The sequence below is a fragment of the Roseobacter sp. YIN89 genome, assembly GCF_057219365.1.
The window spans coordinates 592998-615994 of sequence record NZ_JBXVVD010000004.1 but is presented as its reverse complement, the minus strand read 5'-3'; the positions used below and the strand labels follow the sequence as shown (position 1 = coordinate 615994).

Below are 22997 nucleotides of genomic sequence, written 5' to 3'. Positions count from 1 at the left end.
CACTACCCCCTGATGCGCGCCGTCACAGGTTGCCATCCTTGAACTCCAGCCCCATTTCCGAGTAGCGCTCGGCCTCGTCCAGCCAGTTCGGGCGCACCTTGACCTGAAGAAACAAGTGCACGCGGCGCCCCAGAAACTCCTCCAGCTCTTCGCGCGCAGCCTTGGACACCGCTTTGATCGTTTCGCCCTTGTGACCCAGCACAATCCCCTTGTGCCCGTCCCGAACCACGTAGATCAGTTGCTCGATCCGGGCGGAGCCGTCTTTGCGCTCTTCCCAGCTCTCTGTTTCGACGGTCAGCTGGTAAGGCAGTTCCTGATGCAGCCGCAAGGTCAGCTTTTCACGGGTCATTTCCGCAGCGATCATGCGCATCGGCAGATCAGCAATCTGATCCTCCGGGTAAAGCCACGGTCCCTCGGGCAGCGCGCCGGCGAGCCAGTGCCGCAGTGCGTCCACCCCGTGGCCGCGCTCTGCCGAGATCATGAAGGTCTCGGCGAATTCGTAGCGTTCATTGAGATCCTTGCTGAGACCCAGAAGCGCTTCGGCCTGCACCCGGTCGATCTTGTTCAGAGCGAGAGCAACCGTACGGCCTTGGCCGATATCGGCCAGCCCTTCCAAGATCCGTTCTACCCCTTCGGTCACGCCGCGATGCGCCTCGACCATCAGCACAATCACGTCAGCGTCTGCCGCGCCACCCCACGCGGCGGCAACCATCGCGCGATCAAGCCTGCGACGCGGTTGAAAAAGCCCCGGCGTATCGACGAACACGATCTGTGCCTCGCCTTCCATGGCCACGCCACGGATACGTGCGCGGGTGGTCTGAACCTTATGCGTTACAATCGACACCTTGGCCCCGACCATGCGGTTGAGCAGGGTCGACTTGCCTGCATTCGGCTCGCCGATCAGGGCGACAAATCCTGCGCGGGTGCTCATGACACTTCTCCTTCCAGACGGTCGAGCAGCGCCTGTGCGGCTGCCTGTTCCGCCTGCCGTTTCGAACCTGCACGTGCATCTTCGGACGCGCCATTTTCCAGTTGTGCCGAGATGGTGAATTCCGGCGCATGATCCGGCCCCGTCCGCGCAACCTCGACATACCGGGGCGGCGCAAGTTTGCGCGCTTGCGCCCACTCTTGCAGTGCGGTTTTGGCGTCACGCGCATCTTTTTCGACATTATGCAGCCGCGCGCCCCAGAGCCGAAGGATCAGTGCCTTTGCGGTGTCAAAGCCCGCATCAAGGTAGACCGCCGCGATGACCGCTTCTATCGCATCGCCCAGCAAGGCCTGCTTGCGCCGCCCGCCTGACAGCATCTCGGAACGTCCCAGACGCAGAACCGTACCCAATTCGATCTCACGCGCCACATCGGCGCAGGTTTCCTTACGCACGAGGGCATTGAAGCGGGGGGCAAGCTGGCCTTCGGTCGCCTTGCCATCAAGCGCGAGCAGCGCCTCGGCCATGACCAGCCCAAGCACGCGGTCGCCCAGAAATTCCATTCGCTGATTGTCGTCGCGGTTGGCAGACGACATAGAAGCATGGGTCACAGCCTGCGACAGAAGCTCCGGGCGCGCGAACTCATGGCCCAGCCGGACCTGAAAAGCCTTGAGTTCCGCCGAGAGCTTCACTCGATCCTCTTGAAGAAACGATCGCCGCGCCATGTCCAGAAGAACAGCATGGACCGACCAGCCGAACTGAACATGATCCGGTCGGCGCGTCCGATGAGGTTTTCATACGGTACAAAGCCCACCCCCTGCACCTGTTGTGCAAGGCGGCTGTCGGCGGAGTTGTCACGGTTGTCGCCGATGAAGAAGTAGTGACCCGCAGGAACTGTGTAGATGCCGGTGCGATCCGAGGCCTGAGGCGAGATGTCGAGCACGATATGTTTGCGCCCGCCCGGCAGCGTTTCGATGGAGCGCGCCTTGAGGCATTCTCCGCCATCGCCCACAGGCCCGTTCATGCACCGTGGTCTGCGGCGTTCGGGGCCTTGCGGCTCCATCACTTCGGAAAAGGTGCCCGCAGGCTCCTGAGGCACCTCATCGCCGTTGAGATAGAGAATGCCATCGCGCATCTGGACGGTGTCACCGGGCATGCCCACGACCCGCTTGATGTAATCACGCCCCGAAACCGGGTGACGGAAGACAATCACATCGCCGCGTTCAGGCTCGCCGCCGAGAATTCGCGTGTTGTCCCCGTCAATAAAGCCGCAGATGTCCTTTGCGTCGATATTTACCCCGAACCGAGGCAGGATGATGCTGGGACAGGAGGCATAGGAATAGCCATACGCCATCTTGTTGACGAAGAGAAAGTCACCGACCAGCAGCGTCTCTTTCATCGACCCGGACGGAATCCAGAACGGCTGGAAGAACAGCGTGCGGAAAACACCGGCGATCAACAGCGCATAGACCACTGTCTTTACCGTTTCGACAAAGGCGTTTCCGGATTTTTCTTTCTTTTCAGCCACAGGTGGGGTGCTCCAAAGATATGGTTTGCGCCGTAATGAGCGCGCCGGGCGGTATAGTCAAGCACGCGCCGCGCAAGCTTCGGTGATGGCGGCCGTTGCACCGACCTAAACCGGGATCGGCCGCGCTTCGATCACGACAAAGGCTTGGGCCCATGGGTGATCGTCCGTCAGGGTGACGTGGATGATGGCTTCGTGCCCCGCGGGCGTCATCGCATCCAGCCTTTCACGCGCCCAACCGGTGACATGCATCACGGGTTGCCCCGTCGACAAGTTGCTCACGGACATGTCTTTCCATGCAATGCCCATGGCAAGGCCTGTGCCCAGCGCCTTGGAGCAAGCCTCTTTCGCCGCCCACCGCTTGGCATATGTGCCCGCCGTATCCCTGCGCCGCTCTGCTTTGCGCTGCTCGGTTTCGGTAAATACGCGGTTGCGAAACCGGTCACCGAAACGCTCAAGCGTGCCCGCGATCCGGTCAATATTCGCCAAATCAGTGCCGACGCCAAGGATCATGCCAACCGCGCCGTCAGGATTTTCAGGCTTGCAAGACCAAAGAGAAGCCCAAAGCACGTGTCAAAAGCGCGTTTTGCTCGCACGTAACCGCGCGCGACAGGCGCGGACGAAAACAACAGCGCATAGCCGTAAAAGACAACGATCGATCCGGAAAACAGCAGCGCAAACAGGCTCCAGACAGCAGCGGCACCGGCTCCTGTCGGCAAAGCGATCGCGTAAATCGCTCCCCACGACAGAATAGCCTTTGGATTGGTCAGGTGGATCAGCGCACCTCTGACGAACAGGCGCGCGCGTGGTGCCGCGACGGCAGGGGGCGGGGTGCCGCGCCAAGCCGACCGCAACGAGCGCAGCGCCAGATACATCAGATAAGCTGCGCCAAGATAGCGCAGCACCTCAAACAGCCACGCGTTGGTCACCATGATCGCTGAAAACCCCAAAGCCGCGGCGATCCCCCAGCTTGCAGAACCGGCGAGAATACCGCTGGCGACTGCCAGCCCGGCGATCCGCCCCTGCCCCATCGACGTGCCGGAAATCGCAAGCGTCGCAGGCCCCGGACTGCCACCGGCAATCATCCAGCCCAGCATCAGGGCAGGTAGCGGCAGTAAAAGGTCTAGCTCTGGCATCGGGAGTTCCTTGGCGGGCAACGACGTTACTTGTCCGGAAGGTGCTGCCCTTTCAACTCTGATGCAAGCCCGATCGAGTAGCCCAATCGCAAAATGCCCCATGCGATCGTCACCAACAGAAGAAATACCGCGGCACGCCCCGAAGGCTCAATCGACGACAGACGCGCCATGCCGTCTTGATCCATAAGCAGACGCGGGATCAGAATGGCCACGGTGATCAGCACGACAATCGCAGTCATCCGCAGGCTGGCGACCCAGCACAGGTGGCTGGAGGGGCGGGTATGATACCGGCGGCCAAAGACCTGACCCTCGATCATTGATGAAATAACCAGCGGCATTATCACCAAAACAGATGGCCCGGCCTTAAGCCCGGTGGTCACCTGCACGATTAGAATGGCCACGAAAGTGGCGAGAAAAGCAAAAATGAAATTCAGGCAAAACCAAAAACCACGAAAAAGCATGGTCGAATCCTCAAAAAATGCGACCCTTATACAACCTAAAGGCGCATAAAGGCAAAAATGTGGCAAGTGGGATGGCAGGGGTCATGGCGGCGAACCAATCGACCTTAGGGCAGCCCGGATTCCCAGTGAGTACCCCAAACGCAGCGCCACAAGGTGAAAGGCCACCGCAAAGACTGCGGCCCATAACCAGACGTCAGCTGGCAAGCGCATCAGGGGGCGCAACTCTAACGGGAATACCTTCATCAAAACCACACCGTAGGTTAGAGATATCAGCAATGCCAAACCGGTCATCTTTGCTGCGGCGCGCCACATGGTCCCCGACGCGGGCCGGACCCGCGCGGTCACGCCAAACCGCTGTCCTTCCATCATGGCAGCGGCAAGTGGCACGACAGCAGCAGCGCCACCGGGCGCGTCAAGTCCGAAGAAGACCATGACGACCAGTGAGAAGATCAGCAGGAGTACCGATACCCCGATATACGACAGGCAGAACCGGGCGGGATGGAAAAGCATCAAGACGCTCTCAATTTGAATTGAATCTGGGCAGGTGATGACGGGCAAATGCGACAAGATTTGGGCCTGACGCTGAAAAGCGTCGAAACAGACTGTTCCTGCGCGGCGCAGACGCGGTTCAGGTCCGCAACCCCTTGCTGGCGTGCTGCGCGCCGAACCAGTAACCAAACCGCACACCCAGCGTCATGATACCCATAAAGCTGGTGACAAAGATGAACATGCCAAGCAAACCCGGCACGGAGAGAAAGTCAGGCGTTTCGGCATCAATGAATGCGACGACCAGCGTGATGACCACAACAAAGAAAATGTGGGCGTAAAGAGATGCAAGTTCGTAGGCGGCGCGCCACATGTCCTGCCCCAGCGGCGGCCGTCCCAGCGCACGCGCTGCATTGGCGCCTTCCAGCGCACCCGCCGCAGCAGGTGCCAACAGCGCGAATGACAGGATCAACCGCTCGAGCCCGAGCATGACCTGCAACAGGCTCGCGGCAATCACCGCAAGCGCGGTGATCCCCAACATGTTGAGCACAAATCTTCTTGGGCAATAGAGCATCGGAACCCTCGGGCAGACATCGTGCCGCCCGAGATACACTGCAATTCTGCCAGAACTATGGCCGGGTTACGCGTCGCGCGCCTGATCCATCAAACGCCGCATTTCGGAGATTGCCGGATGCAGACCTCGAAAGATCGACTCGCCGATCAGGAAATGCCCGATGTTGAGCTCCATCACTTCGGGAAAGGCAGCGACCGGCTGCACGGTGTCATAGGTCAGACCATGACCCGCGTGGACCTCAAGCCCCAGTGAATGCGCAAAACTCGACATTTCGCGTAATGCATCGAGTTCGCGGTCGCGTGTCTCGACATCCCCTTCGGAGTGCGCGTCGCAATACGCCCCGGTGTGCAGTTCAATAACCTGTGCACCAATGCGGTGTGCCGCCTCGATCTGGCGCCGGTCAGCGGCAATGAAAATCGACACGCGACACCCGGCATCCCTGAGCGGTGCGATAAAATGTGCCAGCCGGTTTTCCTCGCGCGCCACTTCCAGCCCGCCTTCGGTTGTCCGTTCTTCGCGTTTTTCCGGCACGATACAGACCGCGTGTGGCTTGTGGCGCAGCGCGATTTTTTGCATCTCGTCGGTGGCGGCCATCTCAAAATTGAGTGGTACCGAGAGAACATCCATCAGCCCGTCGATGTCCTCGTCCGAAATGTGCCTGCGATCTTCGCGCAGATGTGCGGTGATGCCGTCCGCTCCGGCCTCTTCGGCGATTTTGGCGGCGCGCAACGGATCAGGATAGGCGCCCCCACGGGCATTCCGGACAGTTGCGACATGGTCAATGTTTACGCCGAGGCGCAATTTTCCCTGATTAGACATAAGACCCCCTTCTGGTCGTTCAGGTCATTCCCCGGCAGATGGGTGATCCATTTTGCGTTTTGCTTCCGCTTTGGCGGCTGCTTTGGCTTTGATCGCTTCGAACTTCGCTTTGATCATGCCTTTGCGCCGCTTCTGATAAACACGGATCACCGGAACAGAAAGATAGTAGCAAAGTGCGCCAAAGAAAATCCCCGGAAGGATACCACCGACCATGTAGGGGAAGAAAATCTCGTCATAAAAAACGGACAAGCGGTGCCAATCCGCCGTTGCATCGGTGAAAATGGCGAGGAAGTTGTCCTTGAGGTCTGCACCGGCATCCAGGAACTTGCCCCCGAAAGACCGATGCACGCCCTCGTCCATCCGCCCGCCAAGCAGCCAGTATCCGGTCTGCAAAGACGCCACGCCGATTGGCACGTATGTCAGCGGGTTGCCAAAGAACGTCGCCATCAACGAAGCGATAATATTGCCGCGCATGATGAACGCCAGTCCGGCCGCGATAAAGAAGTGGAACCCGTAAAACGGCGTAAAGGCCGCAAAGACTCCCGCGAAAATCCCGCGGGCAATACGTTCGGGGCTGTCGGGCAGCCGCCGCATCCGGTGCTTTACGTAGTGAAAAGCGCGGGTCCACCCGCCACGGGGCCACAAAAATTCCAAGAAGGCGCGCGGCCAGCTTTTGGGATCTCTGCGTTTGAAAACCACGTCTTGTCCTAATCTGTCCTTGTTGAGGTCGGCCTGTGCCTTTTCACCCCAAAATTGTGACGACCTGATGTCTTTGACTTGTCATCAGGCGGGAGTTTCCGTTGCCGGTTGCGACATATTTCGGTACCGCGAAATGGCAGCCACATCTCCCTCTGCTTCGAGAGAGAGCATAAGGGAATGCAAATGCGCGACGTCGCGTAGCTCCACATAGATCAACAATCGGTAAAAGTCAGGTTTCCGGTCAACAAATTGCAAGTCCGAGATATTCGCGCGGGTCTCGCCAATCAATGTGCAAATTCGCCCCAGGGTACCCGCATCGTTGGTCAGCGTGACCTCGAGCGTCGCCCCGTAGACCGCTGCGTGTGAACCGTCATGCCAATGCAGATCAAGCCAGCGGTCGGGCTGATCCTCATAAGCGCTCAACCTGTCGCAATCAATGGCGTGCACCACAACGCCGCGCCCTTTGAACGTGATCCCGACAATCCGCTCTCCGGGCAGAGGCTGGCAGCAAAACGCACGGTCAAAAGACTGGCCCGGAGACAGGCCAATCACCGCGCGTTTGGCATCAACCTTTTCGCCCTTTTTCTGGGACAGCGACGGATAGACTGCCTGCACCACCTCTCGGCCTGTGATCTCGGCGCTGCCAAGCCGCGCCAACAGATCTTCGCGATCTTTGAAACGCAGCGTCTTGGCGGCAGTCGACAGGGCCTTGTCGGTCGATTTGCGGCCGACCTGCTCAAACGCGGAGCGCGCAAGCTCGCGCCCCAGTTTGACGTAGCGGGCCTTGTCTTCCTCGCGAAGCGCACGGCGTACGGCGGCGCGCGCCTTGCCGGTCACGGCGATGTCCAGCCACGTCGCCTGCGGGCTTTGTCCTTCGGCGGTGATGATCTCTACGGACTGGCCATTCTTGAGCCTTGTCCACAGCGGCACGCGCATATGGTCTACTTTGGCACCCACGCAGGCTGAGCCGATCCGGGTGTGAATTGCAAAGGCAAAATCTATCGGTGTGGCCCCGCGCGGCAGCTTTACCACCTCGCCTTTGGGCGTAAAGCAAAACACCTGATCGGAATACATCTCGAGCTTGACCGCTTCGAGAAAGTCTTCGTGGTCTTCTTCGGCGTCGAATTGTTCGGTGAGTGTGGTGATCCACTTTGCCGGATCCACTGCAAAAGGGTTTTGCGAGCGAACACCGTCGCGATAGCTCCAGTGCGCGGCCACACCGGTTTCGGCCACGTCATGCATCTGCTTGGTGCGGATTTGCACCTCGACCCGCTTGCCGTCGCGGCCCGATACGGTCGTATGGATTGACCGGTACCCGTTTGATTTGGGCTGGCTGATGTAATCCTTGAAACGTCCCGGCACGGCACGCCACCGCTGGTGAATGGCGCCCAGCGCGCGATAGCAATCCTCTTCATTATCGGTCAGGATGCGAAAGCCGTAGATGTCCGACAGGCGCGAAAAGGTTTGCTCTTTCTCCTGCATCTTGCGCCAGATCGAATAGGGCTTTTTCGCGCGGCCGAAAACATCCGCCTCGACACCTGCCTTGTCCAGCTCCAGCCGCATGTCACCCGTGATGCGCTGGATGACGTCGCCCGCCTCGCGTTGCAGGTTGATAAAGCGACGAATGATCGAGGCGCGCCCTTCAGGGTTCAGCACGCGAAAGGCCAGATCCTCCAGCTCTTCACGCATCCACTGCATGCCCATGCGCCCCGCGAGTGGCGCGAAGATATCCATTGTCTCGCGCGCCTTTTGCGCCTGCTTTTCAGGACGCATGGCCTTGATGGTGCGCATGTTATGCAAACGGTCACTCAGCTTGACCAGAATAACCCGCAAATCCTTGGACATTGCCATAAACAGCTTGCGGAAGTTCTCGGCCTGTTTGGTTTCCGTCGAATTCAGTTGAAGGTTCGTCAGCTTGGTCACGCCGTCAACCAGCTCTGCGACCTCATCGCCAAAACGCCGGGCCACCTCAGTATAGGAGGCTTTGGTGTCTTCGATCGTATCGTGCAAAAGCGCTGTGATGATGGTGGCATCATCCAGTTGCTGTTCCGTCAGAATGGCCGCAACCGCGACGGGGTGATTGAAGTAAAGCTCGCCGGAGTGCCGGCGCTGACCCTCGTGCATGTCGCGGCCGAAATCATAGGCTTCGCGGATCAGCGCTTCGTTTGTTTTTGGATTATATCTCGTTACCAGCGAAATCAGGTCGTCGGCTGAAATTTCTAGGTGGTCACCGTCTTTCATGCCGTCCGCCTTTGGGCTGCGGGTGGGCCGGTCAGCCCTGCCCTTGCGCCGCCATCAGCTGCCGCAGCAGCATCTCTTCGGACATTGTGTCCTCTTCGGGCTTGTCCTGTTCGGCCCCCATGAGCAACGCCATTGCGTCCTCTTCCGGCTCGTCCACTTCGATCTGGTTCTGGTTGCTTTCGATCAGACGCTCGCGCAGGTCGTCCGCGCTTTGCGTTTCGTCAGCGATCTCGCGCAGGGAAACGACAGGGTTCTTGTCGTTGTCCCGGTTTACCGTGATCGCGGCACCAGTGGAAATCTCGCGTGCACGGTGCGCGGCCAGCATTACCAGTTCAAACCGGTTTGGGACTTTATCAACGCAGTCTTCTACAGTTACGCGGGCCATGAGATGCTCCATCAGCTGAAATGGGGTCAGAAGCCGCGTATTTAGGCCCATATGCCCCGATTTACAAGCAGATATTACAGCCTTGTGACTTCGGCGAGATCGCGGTCATCAAGCCCTTCGTACATCTGCCTGACCGATCGCTTTGAGACAGGGTGCACCCAGTCCGGTGCCACATCACACAGGGGGACCAAAACAAATGCGCGCTCTGCCAGACGTGGATGCGGAAGGATCAGTTGTTCGGGCGCGCGTTTTTGCTGCTCTGACGCCTCCAGACCGGCCCAAGCGTCGTATGTCGCGCGATCCGGCAGGATACAGTCGTCAAAACCAATCAGGTCGAGGTCCAGCGTTCTTGGTCCCCATCGTTGTGAGCGAACGCGCCCGAACTGCACCTCTATATCATGTAGCATCGCCAGAAACGCCGCAGGCGTCAGAGACGTTTCCACCGCAAGAGCGGCATTCACGAAGTCGGGACCCGAGCCCGCAGGAAAGGCAGCCGTGTTATAAAAGTGGCTAACACCGCGAATCACACAAACGTCGCGCGGTATCTCGCCGATCGCATTTTCGACCGTTTCCGCAACGGAAATATGACAAAAAGGCATATTTGACCCTACGGCAACCAGAGCAAGTGATCGGATTTGTGGCAGCTTTCCGCTTGTTTTTCGGGTTTCGGTGCCTTGCGACAAGTTTAATTATCCTTATTTTAGGTGCGCGTCGGGATGCTGAACAATTTATCTGGCATTACCTATGACCACCAGCGTCCGGCGCAATCGAAAGGGAACTTTGATGTTTTACAAGGACGAACGGCTTGCGCTGTTCATCGACGGATCGAATCTGTACGCCGCGGCAAAGTCCCTCGGGTTTGATATCGACTACAAACTGTTGCGGCAGGAATTCATGCGCCGCGGGAAACTGTTGCGCGCATTTTACTACACCGCGTTGCTGGAAAACGACGAGTATTCCCCGATCCGTCCGCTGGTCGATTGGCTGAACTACAATGGCTTCACCATGGTGACCAAGCCTGCCAAGGAATACACCGACAGCATGGGACGCCGTAAGGTCAAGGGCAACATGGACATTGAACTGACCGTAGACGCGATGGAACTCGCGCCGCGCATCGATCACATTGTGCTGTTTTCCGGAGATGGCGATTTCCGGCCCCTGATCGAGAGCCTTCAGCGTTCCGGCGTTCGGGTGTCAGTTGTATCTACCATCCGCAGCCAGCCCCCCATGATCTCCGACGAGTTGCGCCGTCAGGCAGACAACTTTATCGAACTTGATGAACTCAAGGACGTGATTGGCCGCCCGCCCAGAGAAATCCCCGAGGCGAGCTAGCGAAAAGCCGACCCCCAAATCGACATCATTGCGTCGCGTAGCGAAGATTGATTTCGTTGTGCGTTGCAATGACATCTGCCGGCCACGTGCTTTTGATGTAGGCCAGGGCGGCTTTGATCTCGTCCTCACTCAAAATCTCGGCATACCCGGGCATGTTGCTTTGATACCCCCGCCCGACAACGGCAGCAGTGCCGCGTGTGGTAATATCGATAAGCTGCGCATCCGGGTGATGCCAGGTGTGGCCGGACGCATCATGCGGCGGCGCAGGTAACAGACCGTCGTCGCCCCTGTCCCGCCAGTTTTCCTGCCCGCCGAGATCGGCGCCGTGGCAACTGGCGCATTGGTCCGCGTAGACCGCTTTGCCCAGAGCAATTACCTCAGGGTCTTCATAAGCCAGAAACTGGCCCCCGGATTGCCCCAAAAAGCCAAACGCGTCGTCGGTGAACAAGACCACCCCAATGCCGATGATCACGACTGTTGCAAGGCCACTCAAAATCAATTTCACCGCGTCTCTCCCTCGTGGTTTTGCATGTGCTACAGCCTCCAGCAGGCGGAAGGTCTATTCACGTATCCGTGAGGACTGTCTGATACTGGACGCAGCGCGCCAAACATCATAGGTCTTGGTCAAGCAGATAGGGCTGAGCATGACTGACGCCAAACCACAATTGACCCTTTACCTAGCAGCACCGCGCGGCTTTTGCGCGGGTGTGGATCGCGCCATCAAGATCGTTGAGATGGCTTTGGAAAAGTGGGGCGCACCGGTCTACGTGCGCCACGAAATCGTACACAACAAATTCGTCGTTGACGGGCTGCGCAACAAGGGCGCTGTCTTTGTCGAAGAGTTGACGGAATGCCCGGATGACCGGCCCGTCATATTCTCGGCACATGGCGTGCCGAAATCCGTGCCCGCCGCCGCGCAGGCGCGTGAAATGGTCTACGTCGATGCGACCTGCCCGCTGGTCAGCAAGGTACATATCGAGGCACAGCGTCACGCCGACAACGGCCTGCAAATGGTGATGATCGGCCATGCCGGACACCCCGAAACCATCGGCACCATGGGCCAGCTGCCGCCCGGAGAAGTTTTGCTGGTCGAGACCCCCGAAGACGTAGCAACCGTCGATGTCCGCGACCCCGACCGGCTCGCCTATGTGACACAGACGACGTTGAGCGTGGATGACACCGCGGATGTCGTCGCCGCGCTTCAGGCGCGGTTTCCCAAAATAGTCGGCCCCCACAAAGAAGATATCTGCTACGCGACAACAAACCGGCAGGAAGCGGTAAAGGCGATGGCGCCGAAATGCGATGCCATGCTGGTTGTCGGGGCACCGAATTCGTCGAATTCAAAACGGCTGGTCGAGGTTGGCGCCCGCGCCGGATGCGCATATGCGCAACTGGTGCAGCGCGCCGCTGATATCGACTGGCGCGCGCTTGACGGAATCGAGAGCATCGGCATCACTGCAGGAGCCTCTGCGCCGGAAGTCTTGATCAACGAGGTCATTGCGGCTTTTGAAGACCGCTTCGACGTCACCCGCGAAATGGTGGAAACTGCCGTTGAGAACGTAGAGTTCAAAGTCCCCCGCGTGTTGCGCGAACCGGCGTGAGCCAAGCCAGCCCGAAAGACCCGACACCCTTTGGAACCGAGGAGCAACGGGCGTTGCTTCGCCGCGGGGCCGACCTGCAGGCGCTTGTGGCCGACCAGAAGCACCTGACGTTTTACGGGCGCACTGTGGGTGTTGCCAGCCTCGAACAGGGCTCGCACGAGACACTGTATCGGCTGGCCCGTCTGCAAGGGAACAGCAGCATTGCGGATATGCCGGACAGTGCGGTTGCACCTCTTGCCGATGCGGTCGCAAGGGACGGTTTCAAACCCGTGCACTACGCGCGCTGGGAAACGGACACCTCAGAGATTGATGCGCTTATGGCATTTGCGCAAAAGGCGAAGTTACCCGCGCCTTACAGGCTGGCATGGCTGACACCCGAAAGCCCGACATCACTCTGCGCAGCACTCGGGGAAACAGCACTGGACTGTGGTGTGCTGCCCCCGCAGATACCGACGCTCACCGGCGCATACCAACCGGGTGCTTGCGCGATGGCTGTGACACCGGAAGGCAGAGTGGCCTCATGTGCCGCTGCGGCGTCTTATCTGCATCCGGATCACCCGCAGGGCCGGACCGTTTGCTGGTAGGGTATGCTGGCAACCGCTCAAGACCATCGCGGACGCGGCTTGTCGCTGAGTTTGAGCGCTTGGGTCATGCATCGCATGCACGACGTTTTCGGGTTTACGCGCTTTTTTACCGGGGTCGAACCGGGCAACAGCGCGTCCGAGGCGATTTGCAGGAGAATGCGGCTGGCGCACAGGGGCCGCAGCATCCTCGGAATTGCTGAACCGTCACTTCTGGCCAGCGGCCGCATGACAAAGTAGCGGCGCGCCCTTGCCACTCTGGGCGGTGCGCGCCATTTTGCACCGCATGACGACACGTATTCCCACAGCGCCGCTTCTTCTGGGTCTGGCAGGCCTGATCCCCTTTGTCTGGGGTGCGGCGACCCTGTTGAACGATCCGCTGGCCGCATGGGGCGCTCAAAACCTCGGGCCACGCTTTGTCGGACCTTATGTGCAACTGTTCTACGGGTCGGTTATTCTTTCATTCATGTCCGGTGTGCTTTGGGGGTTTGCCACCAAAGCAGAGGGTCAGCAGGCAGCCACCGGATATATCCTGTCGGTTATCCCTGCGCTCTGGGCCTTTTTTATGACCGGAGGGGGCCCGACGACGGCTGGCATGAACCTCATCTTCGGTTTTCTGGGGCTTCTGGCGCTTGATTTTGCCTTTGCGCAGTGGGGTCTGACACCACCATGGTGGATGCAACTTCGCGTTTTACTCACCACCATCGTGGTTGCCTGCCTTTCGATCGGAGTTTTTCTATGAGCGATCAGGAAACCCTCGCCGTCTATGCCCGCAAGTCGCAGGACTATGCAGAAATGATAGCACCCTTGGCTGCAAAGGATGCGCATCTGGCGGCTTTCATTGCTGCCGTTCCTGACGGGGGCGCCGTGCTCGACCTTGGCTGCGGGCCCGGCCATTTTGCCGCGCTGATGGCACAGGCAGGATGCAAGGTCACCGCATGTGATCCGGTGCCCGAGATGGTGGCGCTGGCCAATGCGTTCGATGGCGTTTGTGCACATCAGGCTGGCTTCGACGATCTGGCGGGCAGTGATGTCTACGACGGGATCTGGGCGAACTTTTCGCTGCTTCATGCGCCAAGGCCGGACATGCCGCGGCATCTTGCGCAAATCCACAAGGCGCTGAAACCCGGCGGCATATTCCATATCGGCGTCAAAACCGGAACAGGCGCGGAACGAGACAGTCTCGGGCGGCTTTATACCTACTATACCGTCGAAGAGCTTACCTGCCTTCTGACAGCAGCCGGGTTCACAATCGACGCACAAAACACCGGCATCGACGCCGGCCTTTCCGGAGAAGATGCGCCCTGGGTGTGTCTGCGCGCCCATGCCTGAGCTATTCGCTTACACAGATGGAGCTTGCTCCGGCAATCCCGGCCCCGGTGGGTGGGGCGTGTTGCTGCGCGCAATGGATGGAGACGAGGTAATCAAGGAGCGCGAATTGCAAGGCGGGGAGCCGCAGACAACAAACAACCGTATGGAACTGTTGGCCGCGATCAACGCGCTGGAAAGCCTGAGCCGCGAGAGCCGCATCACCATCGTGACCGACAGCAATTACGTCAAAAACGGGATTACCGGCTGGATTCACGGCTGGAAGCGCAATGGCTGGAAGAACGCAGCCAAGAAAGCCGTCGCCAATGCCGAGTTGTGGCAGCGCCTTGATGCGGCCAATGCACGGCATGACGTCACATGGGAATGGGTGAAGGGCCACGCCGGACACCCGGAAAACGAACGTGCCGACGCGCTGGCGCGGGCGGGCATGGCCCCTTTCAAACCGTAAAGGTGCGCGCGATCAGTTTTGTTGGATAGAACTCGTCCACGCACGCAGGAATGTTTCCCGCCGCATCTTGTCGAGAAAGACCAGTAAGCCCGGCCCCAGACGGATCGGGCGAACGACAGTTTCATCCTGTTCCGATGCCCGCAGGCCGACAGGTGGCAGGCCCGTCTGCGCCGCAAGCTCGGGGCGGGCGCTCATTCCGGCCAGAAAGTCGATCAACCGCCCTGCCTCAGCCGCCCCGCTGGCCCCGCGCGGGATCAGCGCCGAGCGCAGCATGACCGAGACGAAATCTTCCATCTCGACGACCTCTATACCCGGGGTCTCTGCCGCGCGCGCACGCGCGTAAGAACCCAGAACGTTATAGGCCAAAGCCAATTCACCCTGCGCCACATCCGCGATCATCGCACCGGAACAGCAATAAAGCCGCGCATCGAGCCGCCCCATCACTTCGGTCAGTTGCCAATAGCTTTCGGTGTTGCGCGAATCCTGTGTGGCGAAAAGATATCCCAGACCGGAAATGCGCGCATCATACGTACCGATCCGCCCGCGAAACACCGCCGGGTGCGCCCGCAACAGGGCAATCAGGCCGGCGCGGTTGCGGGGAATGTCCATACCGGCAAAATCGGCGGTGTTGATGACCAGAACCGCCGGTTCCTGCGTAAAGGCAAACACCCTGTCACGCCAGCGCGCCCACTGCGGCAAGCGCGCCGTGGCGTCAGAGGTATAGGGCTGGGCGTAGCCGTCATTGGCCAGTTTGGTCTGCAAATCCATCGCCGAGGATATGACCAGATCATAGCCGGCCCCTTCGTCATAAATCGCAGTCATGACCTCTGCCGAACTGGCGACGTCGTACTGGAGCGTCAACTGCGGGTTGGCCGCCTGAAACGCACGCAGGATAGGGTCGAAAACCTGCTGGTCCGCGGTCGACAGAATACGCAACTCTACGGCGCCGCCGGGGTATTTGTGGCGTTCTTCCAACTCAAAGGCTGCAACAACGCCCGCCCAAAGGCTCAATAGGATGGCAAGACAAGTGTGACGCATGCGCCGCCTCCCTTTTCGTTTTGCGCAATCTCCAATGCGCCGCCATGCGCGCGCGCCACATCTGCCACGATGGTCAACCCGAGGCCCGAGCCGACGACGTCGCCAACGTTTTCACCACGCGTGAAACGCAGCGGCAGGCGCGTCAGGTCATCAGCGGCAAAACCCCGACCTTCGTCGCAGAACACCAACCGGCACGCAGACCCCGGCACCAGCCGCACCGTGATCTCTGTTTCGGCGGGTGAGTATTTGATGGCATTGTCGAGGATATTCCGCACCGCGTTCTGCAACAGGATCAGGTCGCCCTGCACGTGCAGCGGCGTATCCGGCAGATCGAGAGTGATGGTGATGTCCTTGAGATCCGCGGTTGGCGCCAGTCTGGCAACGACGTCGCGCAAAAGCTCTGCGGGAGCAATCTGTTCCGTTTCCAACTGGTCGGATCGCAACGTGACCATTGCATGATCCAGAAGCTGGCCTGCGGAGCGCGAGCTTTCATCTACAGCACGGATGATCTGGCGCAGTGCCGCCCGGTTTTCCGGTTTTTCCATCGACAGGTGCACAACTTCGGCCTGCGTACGCACGGTCGCCAAAGGCGTGCGGACCCGGTGCGCCGCCTCGACAATCAGGTCCTCAGATCGGGTCAACGCGGCACCCAGACGTGAAATGAAACCATTAAGCCCCCCGACCAGCGGCGCAAGTTCGACAGGGGCCGCATCGGTAACCGGGCGCAAATCCTTTGGACCCCGCCGCGCCACCGCATCCGCCAGCCGGTCAAGCGGGCGCAGAGCCGTCTGCGCGGCCAGCGCGCTGAGAGCGGTGGCAACCAGAAAGAATGCGACACCGATGGCCGTGGCAATGGACGTGATCTGGGTCGAAATCGCCTGCAAGCCAAGGCGGGTCTGGGCCACGATGATCTCGACCCGCCGCGGCTGATCAGCCCCAGAAAGGTTGCGCCGGACAAGCACCGCCCTCAGTTTGTCTCCGCGGTATTCATAGGTATCAAACAGTGGTGTGCGTGGTGCCGCGCGGCCCGCAGGCTTTGGCAGATCTTCGTAACCTGTCAGCGTCTCTTCATCCGCGATCACCCGATAGAACACACGATCTTCGCTGACCGTGCCCAGCATCGACAACGCCGAATAGGGGATTTCCACCCGCAACGCTCCGTCGTCGATGTAGACCGCATCGGCGATCGATGTCGCAGAGGCCGCGAGGATATTGTCTTGGGTCTGTTCGGTTGCGCCGCTGGCGACACCGCGCACGGTCAAGAAGAACGCAACAGACAGCAAGGCTGCTACAAGTGCAAGCTGCACCAACAGACGCCGCCGTATGGAAGATCGCACTGTCATTCGCGCCGTACCAACCGGTACCCCAATCCGCGGACTGTCTCGATTGTGGCCTGCGAACCGCCAAGCTTGCGCCGCAGACGCCCGACATAGACCTCTATGGCGTTTTCAGACACATCGTCAGAAAAGGAAAACAGGCGGTCCATCAGGTGAGACTTGGAAAAAATCTGACCCGGTGCCGCAAAGAACACTTCCAGCAGTCGCATCTCGCGATTGCGCAACTGTTCTGTCTGTGCGCCCACCGAAATTGTACCTGTCGTCGAATCAAAGCTGAGCCCGGCAAATTCGCGACTGTTGTCCGCAGCACCGCCCAAACGTCGTAAAACCGCCCTGACCCGTGCCTCCAGCTCTGCAAATTCAAAGGGTTTGGTAATGTAGTCGTCAGCGCCCAGATCGAGCAAACCAACCCGATCCGACACTTCGGATCGGGCTGTCAGGACAATCACCGGGGTGGGATCATTCGCCTCGCGATGGCGCCGCAGAAAGCTGCGCCCATCGCCGTCGGGCAGCATAATATCAAGCAAAATCAGATCGTAAGACACGGTGCGCGTCGCCGCCTCAGCGGCATCAAGGCTCGCCGCATGATCCACCACATGCCCGGCCAGTGCGAACCGCCCGATCAGGGCACGGGCCAGATCGGCGTTATCTTCGACCAGTAGAAATCTCATGGCTTTGGCTGTTCTTCTTTCGTGACAGGTTGGTGTCAGGTTCCTACAGTCATGTGACTAAAGAAGCGGGTGCAGACCCGCCTGTCAAATGGGAGGACACAATGACAGCACGCCTTTTCAAGGCGCTCGCGACGAGCGCCGTACTCACACTGAGCGCTGGTGGCGCCGCAACAGCGGCGGAATGTATCGCACCGGCCAACCCCGGCGGCGGCTGGGACTTTACCTGCCGCCAAATCGGTAAAATCATGTACGACATCGGCGCCGTGGACAAACCTGTTCAGGTGACCAACATGCCAGGCGCGGGCGGCGGGCTTGCGTTCAACAATGTCGTGACCGAGCGTGGCGATGATGCAGACCTTATCGTTGCCGCATCTACAGCAACAACGACACGCCTTGCGCAAAATGCCTACGCCGGGATGACAGCCGATCAGGTTCGCTTTGTCGGCGCAATCGGCGCTGATCCGGGCGTTATCGTTGTGGCGGCGGACAGTCCGTATCAAAGCCTCGGCGACCTTGTCGAAGCAATCAAGGCAGACCCAGGTTCTGTCGCTTTTGCCGGCGGCTCTGCTGTAGGCGGCTTTGACCACATGAAACCACTGATGGTTCTCAAAGAGGGCGGCTTTACCGACATCACCAAGGTGAAATACATCGGTGTCGACGGCGGTGCAGACGCGATCACGCAGACGGTTGGTGGCTTCACCCAGGCGATGACCGGTGACATGTCCGAGGTCGTCAGCTTTCTGGCCAATGGCGACATTCGTGTCATCGCGGTGCTCACTGACGAGCGTGTCCCCGGCTTTGAGGATATCCCAACCGCAAAAGAGCAGGGCTACGACGTCGTAGCGGTCAACTGGCGTGGTCTTTACGTGCCAAAAGGCATCTCGGACGACCAGTTCAACACCTGGGCAGACAAACTGCAGCAGGTCGCCGACAGCGATGAATGGGCCAAAGCAATGGCTGATAACGGCCTTGCACCCTTCACCAAGGTTGGTGGCGACTTCCAGTCGTACATCGATAGCCTTGTCAGTGACATCGCTGGCTTGTCCAAAGAACTGGGGGTTACCCAGTAATGGCTTCAGACCGCATTTTCGGTCTGATCACTCTGATTTCGGCAGTCGCGTATATCGCGGCTGCCACTCAGATTCAGACGAACTTCTTTTCCGGTGAATTCCTGCCCAAGCTGTTTCCACTGCTTATTGGCGGGGTAGCCGCGCTTTGTTCGTTGTCGATTATCTTCAAGCCTGACCCCGACCCGGAGTGGACAGGCCCCGCCACGTGGGTGTCCATGGCCATTGCCGTGCTCGTTCTTGCGCTTTACGCCGTGCTTCTGACGCCGCTGGGCTTTCTGCTGCCGACCGTCTTTGCCGCCGGCATCCTGAGCTACCAGATCTCGCCGAATGTCAAAAACGCCGTTCTGTCGGGCATCGGTCTTTCTCTGGGGTTGTTTGTCCTTTTCAAATACGCATTGGGACTGGGCAATATCGTCGCGTACCGCATTCCGACAGCGGCCAAGCTGTGGGAAGCGATCTCGATCCTCATTCCGTTTGTAGGACACTGACATGGACATACTTGCAAACCTCGCAATCGGTTTCGGTGTCGCGCTGTCGCCCTACACGCTTTTCCTCGCTGTCTGTGGATGTTTTCTGGGCACGATCATTGGCGCGCTGCCCGGCTTGGGGCCATCTAACGGCGTCGCGATCCTGATCCCGATCACCTTTACCCTCGGCCTTGATGCAACCTCGGCCCTCGTTCTGATGACGTCCGTGTATTACGGCGCAATGTACGGCGGGCGGATTTCATCCATTCTGCTGAACATACCGGGGGACGAGCCTGCCCTGATGACGACGCTTGATGGCTATCCCATGGCCAAGGCAGGCCGCGCAGGAGACGCCCTTGTTTTATCTGGGGTCGCCTCTTTTGTTGGTGCGCTGCTGGCCACCATCGGCCTGATGTTGCTGGCGCCATCGCTGGCGCGCGTCGCATTCCTTTTCGGCCCGGCAGAGTATTTCGCCCTGTACTTGCTGGCATTCTGTACCCTTGGGGGCATGGCATCGAACAATCAGGCAAAGGCAGCACTGGCAGCCTGTATCGGTTTGGGCATCGCCATGATCGGGGTCGACAGTTCCAGCGGCCTGCCGCGTCTCACTGGCGGCAACCTTCACCTGTACGATGGCATTGATTTTCTTGTGGCCATCGTGGGGCTCTTCGCGATTGCCGAAGTTTTCTTCTTTATCGAAAGCCACGGCAAAGGGTCATCCATCGGCGTCAAACTCGACAAGGTCACGATCCCCTGGCGCGATATCATGTCGACCAAATGGACAATGTTACGCGCCTCCGGCGTCGGTTTCATTGCGGGCATCCTTCCGGGCGCGGGCGCGTCGCTCGGCTCTTTTCTGGCCTATATGACGGAAAAATCCATTGCCGGTGAAAAGGGCGGCTTTGGCACAGGTGTCCCCAAGGGCATTGCCGCCCCCGAGGCGGGCAACAACTCGGCTGCCGGTGGCGCGCTGGTGCCAATGCTGACGCTGGGGGTTCCGGGATCGGGCACCACGGCTGTACTGCTGGCGCTGCTCATGACGCTGAACATCAGCCCCGGGCCGACACTCTTTACCGAACGGCCCGAAGTGGTCTGGGGGCTCATTGCATCGCTACTGATCGCCAACTTTGTCCTGCTGGCAATGAACGTGCCTATGGTCAAAATCTTCGTAAAGATCCTCTCGGTGCCTGCTTGGGTCTTGCTGCCGGGCGTTACCATGATCTCCTTTGTGGGCATCTACTCGCTCTCGGGAAGCTACTTTGACCTGCTGTTGATGATCGGCTTTGGTATTCTCGGCTACTTTTTGCGCAAGCTCGATGTACCAACGGTGCCGGTAATCCTTGGCATCCTGCTGGGCGGTCATATGGAAGACGCGCTCCGGCGCGCCATGACCTTGTCTGACGGCGATCCGATGTATCTGTTCTCATCGCCCATCGCTATTGGCTTCTGGATTGCGGCCATTGCCGGGTTTGTCGCCCCGATGTTCCTGCGCAATATCCTGAAAAAGCCGGCACGCCATCCGGAAGACGGGCCGATAGACTGATGGTTAAGGTACTCGTCCCTTCCGGCGCTCTGGGCCTGAATTACGATGAAGAAGCTTTGCGGCGCGGAATCGCCGCAAAGCCCGACATTATCGCCATCGACGGCGGCTCCACCGACAGTGGCCCGGCCTATTTGGGTCGTGGCATGTCAAAATACGCGCGCTCTTCGACCAAGCTGGAATGGGCAGGTCTGATGGAGGCCCGCGCCGAAGCAGGCGTACCGCTCGTTATCGGCACCGCGGGCACCTGTGGTGCCGACAGCGCAGTCGACTGGATGCTCGACATCACCCGCGAGATTGCTGACGAACAGGGGCGCCCGATCAGGATTGCGGTGCTGCGCAGCGGCCAGATGACCGATGCAACGGCCAATGCATTTACGGCAGGGCGGATCACACCTTTGGGCAATGCGCCGGAAATTGACGCTGATTACATCAAAAGCTGCAGCAACATTGTCGCTCTGGCAGGCGCAGAGCAGATACAGGCCGCACTTGATACCGGTGCAGACGTTGTCATCGCGGGGCGCACGACCGACACCGCGATTATCGCCGCCCTGCCCCTCAAACACGGCTGCAATGCCGGTGGCGCGTGGCATGGGGCAAAGATCGGCGAGTGTGGCGCGCTTTGCGCGACGAACCCGCAATCCGGCGTTATCCTGATCGATTTTGACGAAACCGGATTCACGGTCACACCTCTGGCAGATGGGGCAAAAGCAAGCCCGCAAACGGTGTCGGCACACATGCTTTACGAAAATTCCGACCCGTTCATCCTCTACGAGCCGGGTGGCCATCTCGACGTGACCAATTCGACCTACACCGCTCTGGACGACACCTCGGTGCGTGTCCAAGGGTCTGAATGGGTCCCGTCAGACGACTACACGCTGAAACTCGAAGGCGCGCGGCCCGCAGGGTACCGCACCGTTTCCATGGCACTTTTGCGCGACCCGCACTACGTGGCCAACGCAAAAGCATGGGCGGATGACATCACCGCAAAGTGTTGCGCCAAGATCGAAGCACGGATGGGTCTCGCTTCTGAAGACTATTCGCTCGAACTGCGCCTGATCGGCCACACCGCCAGCTTCGGCCCACTGGAAACCCAAGCGCCGACAAGCCATGAGATCGGTGTGCTGGGGATTATCACCGCCCCGACCGAAGCGCAGGCGGCAGAGATCGGCAAGATGCTGAACCCCTACCTGCTCCACCACCCGCTCACCGCAGAAGAAGAGCAGCCGACCTTTGCCTTTCTGTTCTCACCGCCTGAAATGCACCACGGTCTGGTCTATGAATTTGCGCTGAACCACGTGTTGCACGTCGACGACCCGATGGCACCGTTTCGCCTCGAGGTAATCGAGCATGGCTGAATTGCGCGACGTGGCCGCAAAGGTGCGCTCGAAAAACGCGGGCCCCTTCTGGCTGACAATTGATATTTTCTGCGACACTGCAGAGGCCTATGGGCGTCTCGTCAGCGGGCTTGATACCGCACGGGTTGCCAAGGTCTTTGACGCCAACACGCAGGATCTCAAGCGCTTTGATATCCCCGACCTCAACGTGGTAAAATTCAGCCTGCCCCGCCCGCAGGTTCAAGGGGCAATCAACGACCGCGACATGCATGGCGCGTCATGGGCCTCGCTGGTCGCGTCTCTCGAAATCGATTGAAGGCCTTTGCGCGTCTGGTTTTTCGTGGCACGCTCCGCCAGTCTTTCCTGGAGGTGACCGATGACCCTTTCGCAACACGCCGCCGGCTTTCTTTGCACGCTTTTGCTTTGGTCGCAGGCTGCAGCGGCTGATGGGATGCAGCCCTCGTTCGACTGCCTGAAGGCCAGTTCCGACGCCGAAGAACTGATCTGCGCGGACAAGAAACTGGCAGCCCTCGACAGGCGGCTGGCCACCCGTTTTGAGGCCGCAATGCAGGCCGCCCGCGCGCAAGATGCCGGTGTAGACGCGGCCACAAAGAACCTGCGTGCGACCCAGCGCGGTTGGATTAAAGGGCGCGACGACTGCTGGAAAGCCAAGGATCTGAAAACCTGCGTCACGGACGCTTACTTGATGCGCGAGGGAGACCTCGTTGCCCGCTGGATGCTTCAGGAGCCGGCTCAGGTGGTCCGCTACGGGTGTAACGGCAATCCTGCAGACGAAGTGACCGTCATGTTCTTCGACACCGAACTGCCAAGTATTCGACTCGAATATGGCGACGGCGTGGATACAGGCACGAAGGTGCGTATGGGTTCGGGCAGTCGGTATATGGCCAGCTTTGGCCGGTCGATCTGGGTCAAGGGGTCAGAGGCGATGTTTGCCTGGGAAGAGGGCAAGGAGATGGCCTGCGTTTTGCAATAGA

At 59.4% G+C, this 22997-nt stretch carries 29 protein-coding genes; 12 read left to right on the top strand and 17 right to left on the bottom strand.

The window, feature by feature from the left end; translation table 11 throughout:
* Positions 1–22: 22 nt before the first annotated feature.
* The 13 genes from era to folK all read right to left on the bottom strand — a co-directional run bounded on the left by era (position 23) and on the right by folK (position 9934).
* Entirely contained in the window at positions 23–931 is a 909-nt protein-coding gene (era, locus tag AC2D8V_RS18905) for a GTPase Era (protein ID WP_484735148.1), read from the bottom strand.
* Positions 928–1617 (bottom strand): ribonuclease III, encoded by a 690-nt coding sequence (gene rnc, locus AC2D8V_RS18900; RefSeq protein WP_484735147.1) that lies wholly within the window; start codon positions 1615–1617, stop codon positions 928–930. The genes era and rnc overlap by 4 nt, the downstream gene beginning before the upstream one ends.
* Positions 1614–2453, bottom strand: a complete 840-nt coding sequence (gene lepB / locus AC2D8V_RS18895; RefSeq protein WP_484735146.1) for a signal peptidase I — start codon at positions 2451–2453, stop codon at positions 1614–1616. The genes rnc and lepB overlap by 4 nt, the downstream gene beginning before the upstream one ends.
* 105 nt (positions 2454–2558) lie before the next feature.
* On the bottom strand, positions 2559–2963 hold the full coding sequence (gene acpS / locus AC2D8V_RS18890) for a holo-ACP synthase (RefSeq protein WP_484735145.1): 405 nt from the start codon (positions 2961–2963) through the stop codon (positions 2559–2561).
* A complete protein-coding gene (locus tag AC2D8V_RS18885) occupies positions 2960–3586 on the bottom strand; it encodes a LysE family translocator (RefSeq protein WP_484735144.1) in 627 nt (208 codons plus the stop codon). The genes acpS and AC2D8V_RS18885 overlap by 4 nt, the downstream gene beginning before the upstream one ends.
* A gap of 26 nt (positions 3587–3612) precedes the next feature.
* Positions 3613–4047, bottom strand: coding sequence for an ABZJ_00895 family protein (locus AC2D8V_RS18880; RefSeq protein WP_484735143.1), 435 nt, complete (start codon positions 4045–4047; stop codon positions 3613–3615).
* An 81-nt stretch (positions 4048–4128) separates the two neighbouring features.
* Positions 4129–4557, bottom strand: coding sequence for an ABZJ_00895 family protein (locus tag AC2D8V_RS18875; protein WP_484735142.1), 429 nt, complete (start codon positions 4555–4557; stop codon positions 4129–4131).
* Positions 4558–4675: 118 nt separating this feature from the next.
* A complete protein-coding gene (locus AC2D8V_RS18870) occupies positions 4676–5074 on the bottom strand; it encodes a hypothetical protein (RefSeq protein ID WP_484735141.1) in 399 nt (132 codons plus the stop codon).
* Between the two features lie 99 nt (positions 5075–5173).
* Complete coding sequence (locus AC2D8V_RS18865; protein ID WP_484735140.1) at positions 5174–5926, bottom strand: pyridoxine 5'-phosphate synthase; 753 nt, start codon at positions 5924–5926, stop codon at positions 5174–5176.
* 24 nt (positions 5927–5950) lie between these two features.
* Complete coding sequence (locus AC2D8V_RS18860) at positions 5951–6625, bottom strand: DUF2062 domain-containing protein (RefSeq protein WP_484735139.1); 675 nt, start codon at positions 6623–6625, stop codon at positions 5951–5953.
* A gap of 84 nt (positions 6626–6709) precedes the next feature.
* Positions 6710–8866 carry a RelA/SpoT family protein gene (locus tag AC2D8V_RS18855; RefSeq protein WP_484735138.1) on the bottom strand — a complete coding sequence of 719 codons (2157 nt, stop codon included), beginning with the start codon at positions 8864–8866 and terminating at the stop codon, positions 6710–6712.
* Positions 8867–8897: 31 nt separating this feature from the next.
* A complete protein-coding gene (rpoZ, locus tag AC2D8V_RS18850) occupies positions 8898–9251 on the bottom strand; it encodes a DNA-directed RNA polymerase subunit omega (protein WP_484735137.1) in 354 nt (117 codons plus the stop codon).
* A gap of 74 nt (positions 9252–9325) precedes the next feature.
* A complete protein-coding gene (gene folK, locus AC2D8V_RS18845; protein WP_484735136.1) occupies positions 9326–9934 on the bottom strand; it encodes a 2-amino-4-hydroxy-6-hydroxymethyldihydropteridine diphosphokinase in 609 nt (202 codons plus the stop codon).
* Between the two features lie 100 nt (positions 9935–10034).
* Here folK and AC2D8V_RS18840 point away from each other — a divergent pair, with 100 nt between their 5' ends.
* The gene (locus AC2D8V_RS18840; protein WP_484735135.1) at positions 10035–10583 is read left to right on the top strand and encodes a LabA-like NYN domain-containing protein; all 549 of its coding nucleotides are present in this window, start codon (positions 10035–10037) and stop codon (positions 10581–10583) included.
* Between the two features lie 25 nt (positions 10584–10608).
* Here the strand turns inward: AC2D8V_RS18840 and AC2D8V_RS18835 are convergent, their stop codons facing one another.
* Positions 10609–11004, bottom strand: coding sequence for a c-type cytochrome (locus tag AC2D8V_RS18835; protein WP_484735183.1), 396 nt, complete (start codon positions 11002–11004; stop codon positions 10609–10611).
* A 223-nt stretch (positions 11005–11227) separates the two neighbouring features.
* Here AC2D8V_RS18835 and ispH point away from each other — a divergent pair, with 223 nt between their 5' ends.
* From ispH to rnhA, 5 genes are all read left to right on the top strand, one after another.
* Positions 11228–12184: a 4-hydroxy-3-methylbut-2-enyl diphosphate reductase gene (ispH, locus tag AC2D8V_RS18830; protein ID WP_484735134.1), complete on the top strand. Its 957-nt coding sequence runs from the start codon at positions 11228–11230 to the stop codon at positions 12182–12184.
* On the top strand, positions 12181–12768 hold the full coding sequence (locus AC2D8V_RS18825) for a hypothetical protein (protein WP_484735133.1): 588 nt from the start codon (positions 12181–12183) through the stop codon (positions 12766–12768). Before ispH ends, AC2D8V_RS18825 begins: the two co-directional genes overlap by 4 nt.
* 283 nt (positions 12769–13051) lie before the next feature.
* Positions 13052–13507, top strand: coding sequence for a DUF3429 domain-containing protein (locus tag AC2D8V_RS18820; RefSeq protein ID WP_484735132.1), 456 nt, complete (start codon positions 13052–13054; stop codon positions 13505–13507).
* A complete protein-coding gene (locus AC2D8V_RS18815; RefSeq protein WP_484735131.1) occupies positions 13504–14097 on the top strand; it encodes a class I SAM-dependent methyltransferase in 594 nt (197 codons plus the stop codon). Before AC2D8V_RS18820 ends, AC2D8V_RS18815 begins: the two co-directional genes overlap by 4 nt.
* The gene (gene rnhA, locus AC2D8V_RS18810; RefSeq protein ID WP_484735130.1) at positions 14090–14542 is read left to right on the top strand and encodes a ribonuclease HI; all 453 of its coding nucleotides are present in this window, start codon (positions 14090–14092) and stop codon (positions 14540–14542) included. Before AC2D8V_RS18815 ends, rnhA begins: the two co-directional genes overlap by 8 nt.
* A gap of 12 nt (positions 14543–14554) precedes the next feature.
* Here rnhA and AC2D8V_RS18805 read toward each other — a convergent pair whose 3' ends face one another.
* The 3 genes from AC2D8V_RS18805 to AC2D8V_RS18795 are packed head-to-tail and all read right to left on the bottom strand — an operon-like array spanning position 14555 to position 17588.
* Entirely contained in the window at positions 14555–15580 is a 1026-nt protein-coding gene (locus AC2D8V_RS18805; RefSeq protein ID WP_484735129.1) for an ABC transporter substrate-binding protein, read from the bottom strand.
* Positions 15550–16923 carry a sensor histidine kinase N-terminal domain-containing protein gene (locus AC2D8V_RS18800; protein ID WP_484735128.1) on the bottom strand — a complete coding sequence of 458 codons (1374 nt, stop codon included), beginning with the start codon at positions 16921–16923 and terminating at the stop codon, positions 15550–15552. The genes AC2D8V_RS18805 and AC2D8V_RS18800 overlap by 31 nt, the downstream gene beginning before the upstream one ends.
* Complete coding sequence (locus AC2D8V_RS18795) at positions 16920–17588, bottom strand: response regulator transcription factor (protein ID WP_484735127.1); 669 nt, start codon at positions 17586–17588, stop codon at positions 16920–16922. The genes AC2D8V_RS18800 and AC2D8V_RS18795 overlap by 4 nt, the downstream gene beginning before the upstream one ends.
* Before the next feature lie 101 nt (positions 17589–17689).
* On the opposite strand from AC2D8V_RS18795, the gene AC2D8V_RS18790 reads away from it, so the two are divergent.
* The 6 genes from AC2D8V_RS18790 to AC2D8V_RS18765 are packed head-to-tail and all read left to right on the top strand — an operon-like array spanning position 17690 to position 22996.
* Positions 17690–18658: a Bug family tripartite tricarboxylate transporter substrate binding protein gene (locus tag AC2D8V_RS18790; RefSeq protein ID WP_484735126.1), complete on the top strand. Its 969-nt coding sequence runs from the start codon at positions 17690–17692 to the stop codon at positions 18656–18658.
* Complete coding sequence (locus AC2D8V_RS18785; protein WP_484735125.1) at positions 18658–19146, top strand: tripartite tricarboxylate transporter TctB family protein; 489 nt, start codon at positions 18658–18660, stop codon at positions 19144–19146. Before AC2D8V_RS18790 ends, AC2D8V_RS18785 begins: the two co-directional genes overlap by 1 nt.
* A gap of 1 nt (position 19147) precedes the next feature.
* Positions 19148–20668 carry a tripartite tricarboxylate transporter permease gene (locus AC2D8V_RS18780; RefSeq protein WP_484735124.1) on the top strand — a complete coding sequence of 507 codons (1521 nt, stop codon included), beginning with the start codon at positions 19148–19150 and terminating at the stop codon, positions 20666–20668.
* Positions 20668–22023: an acyclic terpene utilization AtuA family protein gene (locus tag AC2D8V_RS18775; protein WP_484735123.1), complete on the top strand. Its 1356-nt coding sequence runs from the start codon at positions 20668–20670 to the stop codon at positions 22021–22023. The genes AC2D8V_RS18780 and AC2D8V_RS18775 overlap by 1 nt, the downstream gene beginning before the upstream one ends.
* On the top strand, positions 22016–22318 hold the full coding sequence (locus AC2D8V_RS18770; RefSeq protein ID WP_484735122.1) for a DUF4387 family protein: 303 nt from the start codon (positions 22016–22018) through the stop codon (positions 22316–22318). Before AC2D8V_RS18775 ends, AC2D8V_RS18770 begins: the two co-directional genes overlap by 8 nt.
* Positions 22319–22378: 60 nt before the next feature.
* Entirely contained in the window at positions 22379–22996 is a 618-nt protein-coding gene (locus AC2D8V_RS18765; protein ID WP_484735121.1) for an MliC family protein, read from the top strand.
* Position 22997: the final 1 nt, after the last annotated feature.